The sequence below is a fragment of the Sphingomonas sp. genome, assembly GCF_965248875.1.
Taxonomy (GTDB): Bacteria; Pseudomonadota; Alphaproteobacteria; order Sphingomonadales; family Sphingomonadaceae; genus Sphingomonas.
The window spans coordinates 235,967-249,464 of sequence record NZ_CBDFKR010000003.1 but is presented as its reverse complement, the minus strand read 5'-3'; the positions used below and the strand labels follow the sequence as shown (position 1 = coordinate 249,464).

General features: G+C 69.5%; 15 protein-coding genes. 3 read left to right on the top strand and 12 right to left on the bottom strand.

Features of this window, described 5'->3' with window-relative positions:
• Window positions 1-127: 127 nt before the first annotated feature.
• Both ACP2AD_RS01495 and ACP2AD_RS01490 read right to left on the bottom strand, forming a co-directional pair.
• A complete protein-coding gene (locus tag ACP2AD_RS01495) occupies window positions 128-274 on the bottom strand; it encodes a hypothetical protein (protein WP_425228305.1) in 147 nt (48 codons plus the stop codon).
• 45 nt (window positions 275-319) lie between these two features.
• Window positions 320-1,144, bottom strand: coding sequence for a response regulator (locus tag ACP2AD_RS01490; protein ID WP_425228304.1), 825 nt, complete (start codon window positions 1,142-1,144; stop codon window positions 320-322).
• Window positions 1,145-1,355: 211 nt separating this feature from the next.
• Here ACP2AD_RS01490 and ACP2AD_RS01485 point away from each other — a divergent pair, with 211 nt between their 5' ends.
• Window positions 1,356-1,622, top strand: coding sequence for a NepR family anti-sigma factor (locus tag ACP2AD_RS01485; RefSeq protein ID WP_425228303.1), 267 nt, complete (start codon window positions 1,356-1,358; stop codon window positions 1,620-1,622).
• A 12-nt stretch (window positions 1,623-1,634) separates the two neighbouring features.
• Window positions 1,635-3,245 carry a sensor histidine kinase gene (locus ACP2AD_RS01480; protein ID WP_425228302.1) on the top strand — a complete coding sequence of 537 codons (1,611 nt, stop codon included), beginning with the start codon at window positions 1,635-1,637 and terminating at the stop codon, window positions 3,243-3,245.
• Between the two features lie 290 nt (window positions 3,246-3,535).
• Here ACP2AD_RS01480 and tatC read toward each other — a convergent pair whose 3' ends face one another.
• The 8 genes from tatC to argS are packed head-to-tail and all read right to left on the bottom strand — an operon-like array spanning window position 3,536 to window position 9,908.
• Entirely contained in the window at window positions 3,536-4,327 is a 792-nt protein-coding gene (tatC, locus tag ACP2AD_RS01475; protein ID WP_425228301.1) for a twin-arginine translocase subunit TatC, read from the bottom strand.
• Window positions 4,324-4,716 carry a Sec-independent protein translocase protein TatB gene (gene tatB / locus ACP2AD_RS01470; RefSeq protein ID WP_425228300.1) on the bottom strand — a complete coding sequence of 131 codons (393 nt, stop codon included), beginning with the start codon at window positions 4,714-4,716 and terminating at the stop codon, window positions 4,324-4,326. Before tatB ends, tatC begins: the two co-directional genes overlap by 4 nt.
• Before the next feature lie 29 nt (window positions 4,717-4,745).
• Complete coding sequence (locus ACP2AD_RS01465) at window positions 4,746-5,012, bottom strand: twin-arginine translocase TatA/TatE family subunit (protein WP_425228299.1); 267 nt, start codon at window positions 5,010-5,012, stop codon at window positions 4,746-4,748.
• Between the two features lie 29 nt (window positions 5,013-5,041).
• A complete protein-coding gene (scpB, locus tag ACP2AD_RS01460; protein ID WP_425228298.1) occupies window positions 5,042-5,629 on the bottom strand; it encodes an SMC-Scp complex subunit ScpB in 588 nt (195 codons plus the stop codon).
• Window positions 5,626-6,372 carry a segregation and condensation protein A gene (locus tag ACP2AD_RS01455; RefSeq protein WP_425228297.1) on the bottom strand — a complete coding sequence of 249 codons (747 nt, stop codon included), beginning with the start codon at window positions 6,370-6,372 and terminating at the stop codon, window positions 5,626-5,628. The genes scpB and ACP2AD_RS01455 overlap by 4 nt, the downstream gene beginning before the upstream one ends.
• Before the next feature lie 3 nt (window positions 6,373-6,375).
• Entirely contained in the window at window positions 6,376-7,377 is a 1,002-nt protein-coding gene (locus ACP2AD_RS01450) for a glycoside hydrolase family 3 N-terminal domain-containing protein (RefSeq protein WP_425228296.1), read from the bottom strand.
• Between the two features lie 60 nt (window positions 7,378-7,437).
• A complete protein-coding gene (locus ACP2AD_RS01445; RefSeq protein ID WP_425228295.1) occupies window positions 7,438-8,172 on the bottom strand; it encodes an SPOR domain-containing protein in 735 nt (244 codons plus the stop codon).
• Window positions 8,172-9,908: an arginine--tRNA ligase gene (gene argS / locus ACP2AD_RS01440; protein ID WP_425228294.1), complete on the bottom strand. Its 1,737-nt coding sequence runs from the start codon at window positions 9,906-9,908 to the stop codon at window positions 8,172-8,174. Before argS ends, ACP2AD_RS01445 begins: the two co-directional genes overlap by 1 nt.
• Before the next feature lie 197 nt (window positions 9,909-10,105).
• On the opposite strand from argS, the gene ACP2AD_RS01435 reads away from it, so the two are divergent.
• Window positions 10,106-10,612 carry a globin family protein gene (locus ACP2AD_RS01435; RefSeq protein ID WP_425228293.1) on the top strand — a complete coding sequence of 169 codons (507 nt, stop codon included), beginning with the start codon at window positions 10,106-10,108 and terminating at the stop codon, window positions 10,610-10,612.
• An 11-nt stretch (window positions 10,613-10,623) separates the two neighbouring features.
• Here ACP2AD_RS01435 and ACP2AD_RS01430 read toward each other — a convergent pair whose 3' ends face one another.
• Window positions 10,624-11,778 (bottom strand): DUF1501 domain-containing protein, encoded by a 1,155-nt coding sequence (locus ACP2AD_RS01430; RefSeq protein WP_425228292.1) that lies wholly within the window; start codon window positions 11,776-11,778, stop codon window positions 10,624-10,626.
• 4 nt (window positions 11,779-11,782) lie between these two features.
• A complete protein-coding gene (locus ACP2AD_RS01425; RefSeq protein WP_425228291.1) occupies window positions 11,783-13,318 on the bottom strand; it encodes a DUF1800 domain-containing protein in 1,536 nt (511 codons plus the stop codon).
• Window positions 13,319-13,498: the final 180 nt, after the last annotated feature.

Sequence of the window (13,498 nt, the reverse complement as noted above, 5' to 3'; positions counted from 1 at the left end):
AAAGAAACGGTTCAGCGGAGATGACTTAGGTCAAACCGCCCGCGCAACAAACAACATAGGTAGCAGGAACGCTACTCGCTAGTGGCGCGCAGCCACTAAACGCGCGCGGATGCGGGAGGCGCGGCGTCTAGTGAAAGACGCCGGAGAACAGCAGGGCGAAGAGGATGATGACCAGCACCAGAGAACCGCCCAGGATGTAACGGGTCATGCCCGGGGTGGACCCGCCTCGCGCTTCGGTGGTGTTCAAGTGGATCTGCTCGTTCGGGTCAGCCATGTCCGCTCAACACCTCGCGTTCGTTTTGGGTCCGTTCAGCACCGATCATGCCGTGACGGGCAGCGTATTCTCGTCGAAGAACAGCGCCTGGCTGATCAGCGCTTTGACCGTCGAACGCTGGAACGGCTTGGTGATGAGGAAGGTCGGCTCGGGCCGCTCGCCGGTCAGCAGCCGTTCCGGGAAGGCGGTGATGAAGATCACCGGCACCTGGAACTCGGCCAGGATGTCCTTGACCGCGTCGATGCCGGACGAGTCGTCGGCAAGCTGGATGTCGGCGAGCACCAGGCCGGGCCGGTCTTCCATCGCCAGCGCCACCGCTTCATCACGGGTCACGGCGACGCCGGTCACGTCATGGCCCAGGTCACGGACGATGCTCTCGACGTCCATGGCGATGATCGGCTCGTCCTCGATGATGAGGACGCGGGCGCGGGTCTGCGTCTCGATCTCCTTGAGCGCATCGGCGACCAGCGTGTCGACCTCGTCGCCATCGACCTCGATCAGGTACGCCGCGTCTTCGGGCGTGAAGCCCTCCATCGCGGTCAGCAGCAGCGCCTGACGCGACAGCGGCGTGATCCGCGACAGGCGCGCGCGGGCGACCGCCTCGTGTCCGCCGGCGCCGTCGGGCGCGCCGGTGTCGCCGACCGGCTCCGCACCCGTCTCGTCGAAATTGGCCGAGTTCCAGATGCCCTGGAACATCCGGTACAGCCCCAGCCGCGGGTCGACATCCTTGGGAAACTGATCGGGCGCGGCGACAATCGCCTCCAGCGTCGCGCGCACATATCTGTCACCGCTCTGCTGGTTGCCGGTCAGCGCGCGGCCGTAACGGCGCAAAAAGGGAAGGTGCGGGGCAAGCTGCTGTCCAAGCGACATGGGTATGCGGTACTCCCTAGGATACTCGTCCTCCGGCGTTGCCCGCGCGGCGGCCTGTTTGCTGTTCGATCGGTCGAAACCCCCATGCCCCCCGTGGACGTCAAGGATTTTTCACGCAAGTGCCGGAACAATCGTACGCGTTTTTGGTTTCATCGGCCTCGAATATGACGCGCAGGGATACCGCCAGTTGCGGTGCGCCCCGGGCGTCGCCATGCTGCCCCTGTCCGCTAATGCGCTCTGGTCAGAACATGGTGCGTGGTGGAACAGCGTGGGGGCGACGAAGAGCTTGGCCGAACAGACTGACAAGGCTCCGCGCGACAGCCGGGAATCGGCAGGTCGCTCCGGCTCAAAGCGCGGTCAGCCCGATCGCGGTGCGGGCGATGCGCAGATGGGCGCGGCGCTGCGTTCCGTGTACCAGAAGACCGTTGAAGAGTCGGTGCCTGCCGAGATGCTTGACCTTCTGTCCAAGCTCGACTGACAAGGGCGGCCGATGGCCTCCCAATCAACGCTTGCCCCTCCCGAGTCCGGCGGCCGTGACGGCAAGCTGATTGCACTGCCATGGTTCGCGCGGCTTCCGACCGGCGGAAAGCTGTTCCTGATACTGTCGATCTGGCTTCTCCCGCTGGCGTTGATCGCGATGGCGGCGACGCTGCAGACGACGCGGTTGGCGGATCAGCAGGCGCGGGTGCGGCTGCGGCTGGCGTCGACCGAAAGTGCGCGGGCGCTGGCGATCGAGCTGGTCGGCGACATGACCGCGCTGCGCGCAGCCGCGGCGGCGCTGGCGACCGACGCGGCGGACGCGCCGAGCTGCGCGCGGGCGGAAGGCGTGTTCGCGCAGCAATCGTCGGCGGGAACGCATTTTGCGATCGTTGACCGCGCCGGGCGGGTGGTGTGCGGCGTACCGCTGCCTGCCGTCCGCGGCGATGCTCGCGACCGCGCGGCGATCACGGCGAAGCTGTTACCCGGTGACGGCAATGGCGGCGGCGTGCTGTTGACCCTGCCGCCGTCTCGGACCGGGCTGGTGGCGCGCGCCTTTTTCCCGCAGGGCACGCTGGCGCTGCTTGGCCGGCCGACCAGTCGCGCCACCGCGTTCGCGAGCGCGCTGCAACTGGGCGACATGCGCCTGCCGCTCGAGTCGGCGGCCGATATCGGGCCGTTCGACCGCTTCGAGGCGATGGAGACCGATCTCGGCATCGGCGGGCTGCACCTGACCACCGCGATCCGGGCGGCGCCGATCTCGTCATCGTTCATCGTCGCGATGCTGTTGCCGCTGCTGATGTGGGTCGCGGCGGCGAGCATCGCCTGGTTCGTGGTCGACAGGCTGCTGATCAAACCCCTGCGTCGCCTGCGCGCGAGCGTCGCCCAGTTCACGCCGGGCGAGGTCATCAACCCCGGCAACACCGGTCCGGCGGCGGAAATCCGCGAGCTGGGCGACACGTTCCGCGCCATCAGCCGCACCGTCGCCATCCACGAGAAGGGGCTGGCGGACGGGCTGGTGCGCCAGACCAAGCTGACCAAAGAGGTGCATCACCGGGTCAAGAACAACCTGCAGGTGATCTCCAGCCTTATCAACCTGCACGCGCGCGGCGCGCCGAGCGCCGACGCGACCACCGCCTATTCCTCGATCCAGCGGCGGGTCGACGCACTGGCGGTGGTGCACCGCAATCATTTCGCCGAGAACGAGGAAAATCGCGGGCTCAACCTGCGCACGATGATCGGTGAGCTGGCGGCGAACCTGCGCGCGACGGCGCCGGAGAGCAGCCACGCGCTCGGTATCTCGCTCGACATAGAGCCGCTGATGGCGAACCAGGATGTCGCGGTCGCGATCGCTTTCCTGGTTACCGAGACGGTCGAGCTGGCGATGAACTGCGAACCGGCATGCCAGATCAGGATCGTGATCCGCACCGGCGATGTGCCCGAGCGCGCGGTTCTGCGCGTTGGGTCGCGCGCGCTGGTCGAGAGCGATATCCTGACCGGGATGCTTGGCACGCGTTATGGGCGCGTGATGGAGGGGTTGGCGCGACAGTTGCGCGCTCCCCTGCATTATGATCCGCTGACCGGAGCCTATGAGATCGGATTTGCGGTGCTCGGCCGGGCGTAAGCGCCGCCGATAGCCGAGTGTGAAGCAACCGTCACAGAGGGGAGATCTGGTCCACGCCCGTGTCGTATCCATACAAGAATAATTTCGCGTGATCGTCCCGTTTGGGGAACCTCACTCCGGCTTGCCCGTTGTATATTCCGGATAGCGACCTTATGCCCCCCCGCTCTCGCTATCCACGACATAGGCCCGGAAGCGTCTCCCCTCCCCCCCTTGGAGGCGCTTTCGGGCCTTAATCGTCTCGACGCGCTACCGCGGTTTGTCCGGTGAGGTCGAGGCGTTCAGCGCCAGTCCTATTCGCCTGCAGGCAATTCGATCGCAGTCTGCCGCGCACGGCGGCGCTCGGTGATGAGGATGCCGAACAGCGCCAGCTCGTAGAGCACCACCAGCGGCAGCGCGAGCAGCATCATCGACCAGGGATCGGGGGGCGTCAGCAGCGCCGCCGCCGCGAAGTTCGCCACGATCGCATAGCGCCGCGCCCCGACCAGCTGCTTGCGGGTGACGATCCCAGCCCGCTCCAGCAGCATCAACAGCACCGGCAGCAGGAACGCAAAGCCGAACCCGAACAGGAACTGCATCACGACCTTTAGATAACTGGCGACGTCGGGCAGTGCCTTTTGCGTGACGCCGCCGAGATCGCCCTGGAACCCGAACAGGAATTTGAGCGCCGGCGGAATGACGAAGAAATAGGCGAGCGCGGCCCCCATGCTGAACAGCACCGGCGTCGCGAGCAGGAAGGGCAGCAGCGCGCGGCGTTCGTTGCGGTACAGTCCCGGCGCCACGAAGCGCCAGATCTGGTTGGCGGTGATCGGAAAGGACACCATCACAGCAGTGAAAAAGGCGACCTTCACCTCGACCATGAAGCCGCCATAGACGTCGGTGTTGACCAGAATCAGCTGCCCGGCCTTGCGCAGCGGTGCGACCAGCACCTTCAGGATCGGCCGCGCGAAATACAGCGATGCCCCGAACGCCACGACCAGCGCACCCATCGAATATAGCAGCCGCCGGCGCAGCTCGATCAGATGATCTAGCAACGGCGCCTTGCTCGCCTCGATCTCGCTCCGGTCCTCGATCACCTCCGTCACGACGCGGCCTTGGCGTCGGCCGTCGGAGCAGTTTCGTGCGGCGCGGGCAGGATTAACGGTTTTTCGACCATCAGGGGTGGAGAAGGGTCGGTGGCCTCGGCGGGAGGCGCCGGCAGCTCAGCCGTGGCGATGTCCACCGCCTCCGCTGGCGTCGCGGGATGTTCGGCGAGGATGCGGGCGTTCTCGCTCGCCCACTTCTTCTCCATTTCCTGCAGTTCCGCCTCGCGCACCATCGAGTCGAAGCCGCTGCGGAACTGGCGCGCGACACCACGCGCACGCCCGACCCAATAGCCGAGCACGCGCATCGCCTTGGGCAGGTCTTTCGGCCCGATCACCACCAGCGCGACGATCGCGACCAGCAGGAACTCGGACGGCGCGATGTCGAACATGCGATGCGGTCAGCGGAGCGGGAAACGGATCAGCGGTCGTCGCGAACCCGATTGCCGTCACGATCGAAGGCGGGATCGGCGCTGTTCTGGACGATCGGGCGCGCTGCGTCGGCGGGCTGGTTGCCGATCCGTGACGGCTGGCGCGCGGCGTCGCTGTCCTCCTCCGCCATCCCCTTCTTGAACTGCTTCACGCCCTTTGCGACATCGCCCATCAGGTTGGAGAAGCGCCCGCCGCCGAGAAGGAGGACCACGACGACCGCGAGGATGATCAGGTGGATGGGGCTAAGGCCGCCCATTGGGTATCTCCTGGAAACAGACAGGCTATCTAGGCGTCCTCGCCCGACTTTTCCACCTCTGCGTTGCCGGGCGCGTCGTCCAGCGCGTGGTCGAGCGGATCGAGCAGCCCCGCCGCCTTCAGATCGTCGATGCCCGGCAGGTCGCGGCGGCTCTCCAGCCCGAACTGCTGCAGGAAAGCGGGCGTAGTCACATAGGTGAGCGGGCGGCCCGGCGTCTCGCGGCGGCCGGCCGGCCTGATCCAGCCCGCCTCCATCAGCACGTCAAGCGTGCCCTTCGCGATCTGAACGCCGCGGATCGCCTCGATCTCGGCGCGGGTGACGGGCTCATGATAAGCGATGATCGCCAGCGTCTCGACGCCTGCGCGACTGAGGCGGCGCGTCTCGTCGCGCTCGCGGCGCAGCAGCGGGGCAAGGTCCGGCGCGGTCTGAAAAAGCCAGATGTCGCCGCGCCGGACGAGCTGGATGCCGCGCCCCGCATAATCGTGCTGCAGTCGGGCGAGCGCGGCGGCGATATTGCCCGCGCCCACATGCGCGGCGATGGCGTCGGCGGTCAGCGGTTCGGCGGCGGCGAACAGCACCGCCTCGACCGCGCGGGCGGTCTCGTCGGGTGGAATCATGCCGCTTGTCCCTGCGCCTGCTCGGACGCCGCGCGCAGATAGAGCGGCGCGAACGCCTGCGTCTGGCGCAGCTCCACCCTGCCCTGCCGCGCGAGTTCCAGCACGGCGAGGAAGGAGGAGGCGAGCGACGAACGACGCAGCCGCGGCGACGCGACCTCGGGCAGGAACGCCTCGATCGCCGCCCATGCGCGGCGGGCGCCGATCAACGCCGCGATCCGGGCAAGCGCGTCCTCCAACGTCACCACCTCGCGGTTCTTGATAACGTGGAGCGCCGGTCGGGTGCGGGCGCTGACCCGGCCATAGGCGGCGATCAGGTCATACAGCGACGCCGTCCAGCGCGCGTTGCGGACGGCCCTGACGCCCTCGGGCGCGCCGCGGGCGAACACGTCGCGGCCGAGCCGGTCGCGCGCCAGCAATCGCGCACCCGCCTCGCGCATCGCGTTCAGCCGTTCAAGGCGCAGCTGCAGCCGCAGCGCGAGTTCGTGCGGGTCCGGATCGGCTTCCGGGTCGCGGGGCAGGAGGAGGGCGGATTTCAGATAGGCGAGCCATGCCGCCATCACGAGCCAGTCCGCGGCTGCTTCCAGCTTGAGCACCGCGCTGCCTTCGATCACCGCCAGATATTGCTCGACCAGCTGGAGGATCGAGATCTGGCGCAGGTCCACTTTCTGGGTGCGAGCAAGCGCCAGGAGCAGGTCGAGCGGCCCATCCCAATGCTCGAGTTCGAGGAGGAGCGTGTCGTCCACCGATCAGACGAGCGCCAGGAAGGCGTCGCGCGTCGCCAGCAGCTCGGCCATGTCGCCGCTCGCACGGTCGCGCATCGCCATCGCGCGGTCGAGCCGCGCCAGCGTGGCGGGCAGCGCGTCGTCCAGCCGGTCGGCGATCGCGATCATCTCCTCCATCCGGCCCCAGCAATCGAGCACCACGTCGCATCCCGCCGCGATCGCGTCCGCGGCCTTGTCGGCGGGCGTGCCGCTCAGCGCCTTCATGTCGATATCGTCGGTCATCAGCAGACCGTCGAAGCCGATACGACCGCGGATCACCTGCTCGATGACGACCGGCGACAATGTGGCCGGGCGGCTGGCGTCCCAGGCCTCGAAGACGATGTGCGAGGTCATGCCCATGCCGGCGTGGCGCAGCGTACGGAACGGTTCGAGATCGACCTCCAGCGCGGCATCGTCCGCCGTGACCGTGGGTAGCAGGTGATGGGTGTCGACCTCGGCCAGGCCGTGGCCGGGCATATGCTTGACGACGCCGACCACGCCGCCCGCGCGCAGGCCCTCCAGCATCGCCCGGCCCAAGGCCGCGACCTGCATCGGCTCGGCGCCATAGGTGCGGCTGCTGATCGCGTCGGTCGTGGCCGGGCGGGCGACGTCGAGGATCGGCGCGCAGTCCACGGTGATACCGACGTCGTTCAGCATCAGGCCCAGCGCCTGCGCATTGGCGCGCATCGCCTGGATCGCCGACATCGGCGCGGCTTGGTAGAGCGTATCGAAGACGGGACCGGCGGGAAAGGCGGGCCATTCGGGCGGTTTCATCCGCGCCACGCGGCCGCCCTCCTGATCGATCAGGATCGGCAGGTCGTCGCGCCCGGTCAGTGCGCGCAGAGATCCGGTCAGCGCAAGGACTTGCGCGCGGTTCTCGATATTGCGCCCGAACAGGATAAAGCCGAGCGGCGCGGCGTCGGCGAAGAAGGCACGCTCATCGGGGGTAAGCGCCGGGCCGGCGAGGCCGTAGATAACAGGCTTCATACCGCGCTTGTAGCCCGTCGCGCCGCGGGACGAAACCGCAGCGCGGCCCCGCCTTTGACCTCACGAAGCCACGAAGCAACCTTCGCCTGCAACCTTCAGCCGCCCGCAGATATCGGCCGCCTGGTTGGCCCCACCCGCGTTGACGCGAAGCCGGTAGAGCGTCCGTCCGCCCGTCGCGACCGGCTGGATCGATTTGCCGAGCGGCGCGAGATAGGCGAAGCGATGCGAAAAGGCGGTCCAGGCGCTGTTGGCGATCGCCTCGCTGGGATAGGCGCCGAGCTGGACCAGCGACCCGCCCGACGCGCTGCCCGGTGCCGGGCCGTGGGCGGCGGTGACCGGCGGCGGAGCGACCAGGCGACCGCCCGAAGCGGGGACTGCCACCACCGCGTTGCGTCCGCCGGCCTGCGCAGTCGGCAGCGGCTGCGCCGCGCGGCGGCCGTTGACCGGCGCCTCAGGCACGGCGTTGAGGTCGATCGCCCCCGTATGCGGTCGCCCGGCACTGGTCGCGACCGCGGCCGCGCCCTCACCGTTGACGTGCAGCCCGCCGGGATCGGCGGGCCGGATCTTGTAGTCGCCTTCCTGCGCCGCGATCAGCTCGCCACCGGCTGCGGCGGGAGTATGACGCTGCGCCTTGTATACGCCGAAGATGATCGCGGCGAGCACCGCCAGCCCGAGCAGCACCAAGGCCACGACGCGGCCGACCGACGGCCCGCGGCCGTCCTCCGCGTCGACCGTTTCGAGCCAGGGCAGCCGGTCCTCTTCCCGCAATTCCACCCCGTCGACACTCGTTGCCATCAGCTCATCTCCGCGACCGCCTGGACGCCCATCAGCGCCAGCCCGTTACGGATAATCTGTCCCACGGCGTCCGCCAAGGCGAGACGCGCACGTGTCGCCGCATGGTCGTCCGGCTGCAGGAATCGTCGCGTCACATCGTCGTTGCCCGCGTTCCATTCGGCGTGAAAAGCGGCGGCCAAGTCATAGAGATAGAACGCGATCCGGTGCGGCTCCCGGGCCGCGGCCGCGGTCTCCACCACGCGCGGGAACTGCGCCGCCAGTTTGGCGAGCGTCAGGCTCTCGGTCCCAAGTAGGGACAGGTCGCCTGCGCCCCCGGCAACGCCCGCGTCCGCCGAGCGGCGGTGGAGCGAGCAGATGCGCGCGTGCGCGTACTGGACGTAGAAGACCGGATTGTCCTTCGACGCCTCCACCACCTTGGCGAAATCGAAATCCATCTGAGCGTCCGACCGCCGGGTCAGCATCGTGAAGCGGACGACGTCCTTGCCGACCTCGGTCACCACGTCGGCCAGCGTCACGAAGTTGCCGGAACGCTTGGACATCTTCACCGGCTCGCCGCCACGGAGCAGCCGCACCATCTGCACCAGCTTGACGTCGAGCGGCTTCGCCCCGCCAGGTTCATTGGCCGTCAGCGCCGCCACCGCTGCGACGATCCGCTTGACCGTACCCGCATGGTCCGCGCCCCAGATGTCGATCAGCTGATCCGCCGCCTGCGATTTCTGGAAATGATAGGCCAGGTCCGCGCCGAAATAGGTCCAGCTGCCGTCCGACTTGCGAATCGGCCGGTCCTGATCGTCGCCGAACGCGGTCGAGCGGAACAGCGGCAGTTCCACCGGCTCCCAGTCCTCCGGCGTCTCGCCCTTGGGCGGCGGCAACACGCCATCATAGACCAGCCCGCGCGCGCGCAGCTCCGCCTCGGCGGCGGCGGGCTTGCCCGCGGCCTGCACCGCGGCTTCCGACGCAAAGACCTGGTGATGGATGCCGAGCAGCGCCAGGTCGGCGCGGATCAGGTCCATCATCGCCGCCACCGCGCGGGTGCGGAACAGCGCCAGCCACTCGGCCTCGGGCGCGGCCACATAGCGGTCGCCATACTCTGCCGCGAGCGCCTGCCCGACCGGGACCAGATAGTCGCCGGGATACAGCCCCTCGGGGACGGCGACGGTTTCGCCAAGCGCCTCGCGATAGCGCAGGTGGACCGAGCGCGCGAGGACATCGACCTGCGCGCCCGCGTCGTTGACGTAATATTCGCGCGTCACCCGCGCGCCCGCGAACTCCAGCAGCGTCGCCAGCGCGTCGCCCACCACTGCGCCGCGGCAATGCCCCATGTGCATCGGCCCGGTCGGGTTGGCGGAGACATATTCGACGTTGACGGTGGTTCCGGCGTTGCGATCCGACCGCCCGTAATCCGCCCCGGCCTCCGCAATCGCCGTCAGCTCGTCGCGCCATGCGTCGTCATCGAGCCGCAGGTTGATGAACCCCGGCCCCGCCACGTCGACGCCCGCGACGCCCGCGATCTTCGCCAGCTCGCCCGCCAGCGCCGTCGCGAGCGCGCGCGGGTTGGTCCCCGCCGGCTTGGCGAGCACCATCGCAGCGTTGGTCGCCAGATCGCCGTGGCTGGCGTCGCGCGGCGGCTCGACCGTCACGTTGCGGCGATCGAGCCCGCCCGGCAGCGTCCCGGCGGCGGTCAGGGCATCCAGCGCCGCGTCGATCGCGGCGGCGAAACGGGTGTAGAGCGTCATGGTGGCGCGGGCGTTAGCCGAGACGGCTGCGCGCGACAAACCGCGGCGGCCGGCGACGCACGCTCGCGCTCTTCACTATCCGGCCGGACACCGCGCGGCCGTCGCCTCGTCCTCGGGAAAGCGGATAGATGCTTCATCTGTGTTCGACCCGTCATCAAGGCCATTGGACCCATGTATCGGCCGTAGGACAGCGTCGCATGCCCGATGCCCCCATGCCACCTGCAGGACAGCAGCGGATCGCGCGTTCCCTCGACAGCGCCGACGCCGGTGATAGGTTGAAGACCATGCCGAACCGCCAGATCGCGATCGTCCAGGCGAGCTTCGCGCAACTGCGGCCGATCCCCGACCGCGTCGGCGCGCGCTTCTATCACCGCCTGTTCCAGCTGGCGCCCGAAACACGCGCGATGTTTCCGGACGACATGGCCGTGCAGGGGCGGAAGCTGGTCGACACACTGGCGGCGGTGGTCGACGCGCTGGATCACCTGGACACCATCCTTCCCGCCGTGCGCGCACTGGGTCTTCGGCATCACGCCTACGGCGTCAGGGATGAGCAATACGGCCTGGTCGGCCTGGCGCTGATCGAGACATTGCGCGAGATGCTGGGCGCGCAGTTCGACGACGAGCTTGAGCGGGCATGGCGCGACGCTTACGGGCTGGTTGCGACGGCGATGATCGAGGCGGCGAACGCGCACGCGGCGCGGTAGCGGCGCTTCCGCTAAGCGCGCAACAGCCCCTCGCTCGCCCGTGCACCCGTGCTGCCCGGAAACAGCGCCGGCAGGGTGCGCGCGGGGTCGATCGCGAAGTGGCCCGCCACCGCGCCGGCGATGAAGCCGTCCAGCGATGTCGTCGGCCGCAGATCGCGCGATTCGTACAGCTGTGCGGTCTGAAGCCCAGGCCAGTCGCTCAGCACGCGGCCGCCGCGCACGCCGCCGCCGAACAGCATCGCCGCGGACGCAGTGCCGTGGTCGGTGCCGCCGGTGCCGTTGACCGCCACCGTCCGCCCGAACTCGGTCGCGACCAGCACCATCGTATCGCTCCACAGCGGGCCCATCCCCGTCTGCAACGCGCCGACCAGTGCGTCGAGGCCACGCAGCTGCGCCGCCAGCCGGCCGCGCTGGCCGGCATGGGTGTCCCAGCCGCCGGTCTCCATCATCAACACCCGCGCGCCGTTCTCCGGCCCGAGCAGCCGCGCCGCGAGCGCACCGGTCGCCGCCGCATTGCGGCCGTTGTCGGCGCTGAGATCGCTGGTCAGCGTCCGCGTCTGCATCGCCTCCGACCACAGGGCATGGAGCTGCTGGTCGCCGCCATACAGCGTGCCGACGCGCGTCAGCAGATCGTCGGATGCGGCGGGCAGCGCGCTGGGGGCATAGGAGGCGACGTCGTGCGGTCCGCGCAGCGCCAGCGGCACCGTCGCACTGACCGCGATCGCGCGCGCCTCGTCGGGCGGCAGCAGCCCGAGCAGCCGGTTCATCCAGCCGTCGCGGACCTGATACGCCCCCGCTCCGCCGGTCTCGAGCACATTCTGCCCGTCGAAATGCGACCGGTCGCGATAGGGCGAGGCGACGGCGTGGGCGAACAGCGCCTGGCCGTGCGCGTAGAGCGCCGCGCTGGCCGTCATCGCCGGGTGCAGCGTGAAGCTCGGATCCAGCCGCGCGCCGGTCGCGAAGTCGGCGGCGAGGTCGCCGCGCGCGCCCGCGAACGCAGGGTCGCCGGTCGCGCCGATCGTGCCGAGCCCGTCCGCCGCGCCGCGCTGGATGACGAAGACGAAGCGCTTTTCCGACGCGGCGCGGGCAAAGGCGAGGCGCGGGGTAAAGGCGCTGGCGGCGACTCCGAGCGAGCCGCGGGCCAGCAATGTACGACGAGATAGCATCACCTTACCTCCGCATCATGTCGGGCGAGACGAGCAGCAGCGCGAGCGCCTGCCCCGGGCTTTCGGCGCGCGCCACCGCCTGCGCCGTGGCGGGTGAAAGCGACGCGGGGAACAGTTTGTCGCCCAGCGCACGGGCGTCGATCGGCCCGGCGCGCGACGCCAGCCGCTCGGCCGCCTCGACCCGGCGCAGCACCGCGTCGGGCCCCGCCCAGCTGCCCGCGATGTCGTCATAGCCGGCGGGCGAGCCGGGCCGCCACAGCGGCTGGCCGAGCTGGTTCAGAAGGCCCACCGTCGCCCCCGCCGGCGTCTCGCGATAGCCGAGCGCGCGCAAGCTGCCTACCGCCCACTCCCACGGCGTGCGGAACTTGACCGGCCCCGCCACCCACGCCTCCGGCGAGGCGATCAGCGCGCGATACACGGTCGGCAGGTCGCCGCCGGAGCGCAGGAACGCGGTTTGAAGCCGCGCCACCATTGCCGGCGGCGGGGTGTCGCCCGCAAAATGCCGGGCGAGCTTGGTCGCGACATGCTGCGCGGTCGCTGGGTGGGTGGCGAGCGTGTCGAGCACCGCCTGCGCCTGCCGCTCGCCGTCCTGGGGGTAGCGCCGCCCCATGATCGTGCGGTCGCCGGGTTCGTGCAGCGGCGCGGCGAAGACGAAGCTGCCCGGTTGCCCCGCCGTTCCCGTGAACCGCTGCGCCGCGCCCTGCGCCAGTCCCGCCACCGACCAGCCGGTCAGCGCACGCGCGAACTCGGTCACGTCGGCCTGAGCGTAGCCGGTGCGGACGCCCAGCGTGTGCAGTTCCATGATCTCGCGCGCCAGGTTCTCGTTGAGCCCGATCCGGCGCTGCGCCTGCGGTCCGGTCTGCAGCGCCGCCCGCGCCGCCGCGCGCGCGCCGATCGGACTGTTCGGGCCGACCGACTGCGCCTGATCGAGGTAGAGCAGCATCGCCGGATGCCGCTCGACCGCGCCCAGCATGTCGCCGAACTTCCCGAGCACGTGCGGGCGGATCGCCTCGAACTCCAAGGTCGGCGCGAGGCCGATCACCTCCAGCTTGTCGGCCGACACCGCGAAGTGATTGGCCCAGAAATGCACCAGCCGCTCGACAAATGGCGCCGGGGCGAGCAGCGCCGCGCCCGTGCGGGCGGCGACCGCGCTGCCGTAATATTGCTGCGCCTGTTGCCCCGCGAAGCGCCGCGCGACCATCAGCGCGTCGGGTGTCGCGCCGCCGGGGGTGGGAGCACCGGCTGCGGGTTGCATCGGCGTCATGCCCTGCATCGCGGTAGCCGACACCGGCATGGCAGCCGACTGAGCAGGGCGGCCAGGCGCTCCACCGGCTGCCCGGCGCAGCTGACGCTGCTCGTCGAAATACTGCGCCAGCGCCGTCGAGACGGTAGCGCTCGCCGCCGCGCCCGCGATCGCCGCCGGCCGGGCCTCGAAGCGGCCGAATTGATCCAGCAGCCAGCGTCTGCCGTCCGTCGGCGCAGGTTCGTCGGGCCGCGCGCCAAGCCCGAAGCGGTTGAGTGCGATGCTGGCGTCCGTCATGGCCGGCTCCTCTTGCCTGTCCGTCTAAGCCTGAATTGTCGCAAGATTGTGCCGGTCGGGCGGGCGGGCTGTCGCAGAGCATGGCGGGGTGGTTTGACCCGGGTGCGTTGTCCGGGGAGGCTGCGACGCAGTGCCTTAGAGGGACAAGATCGCGGCGGACGCTTGGCCGTCAGACGGAGA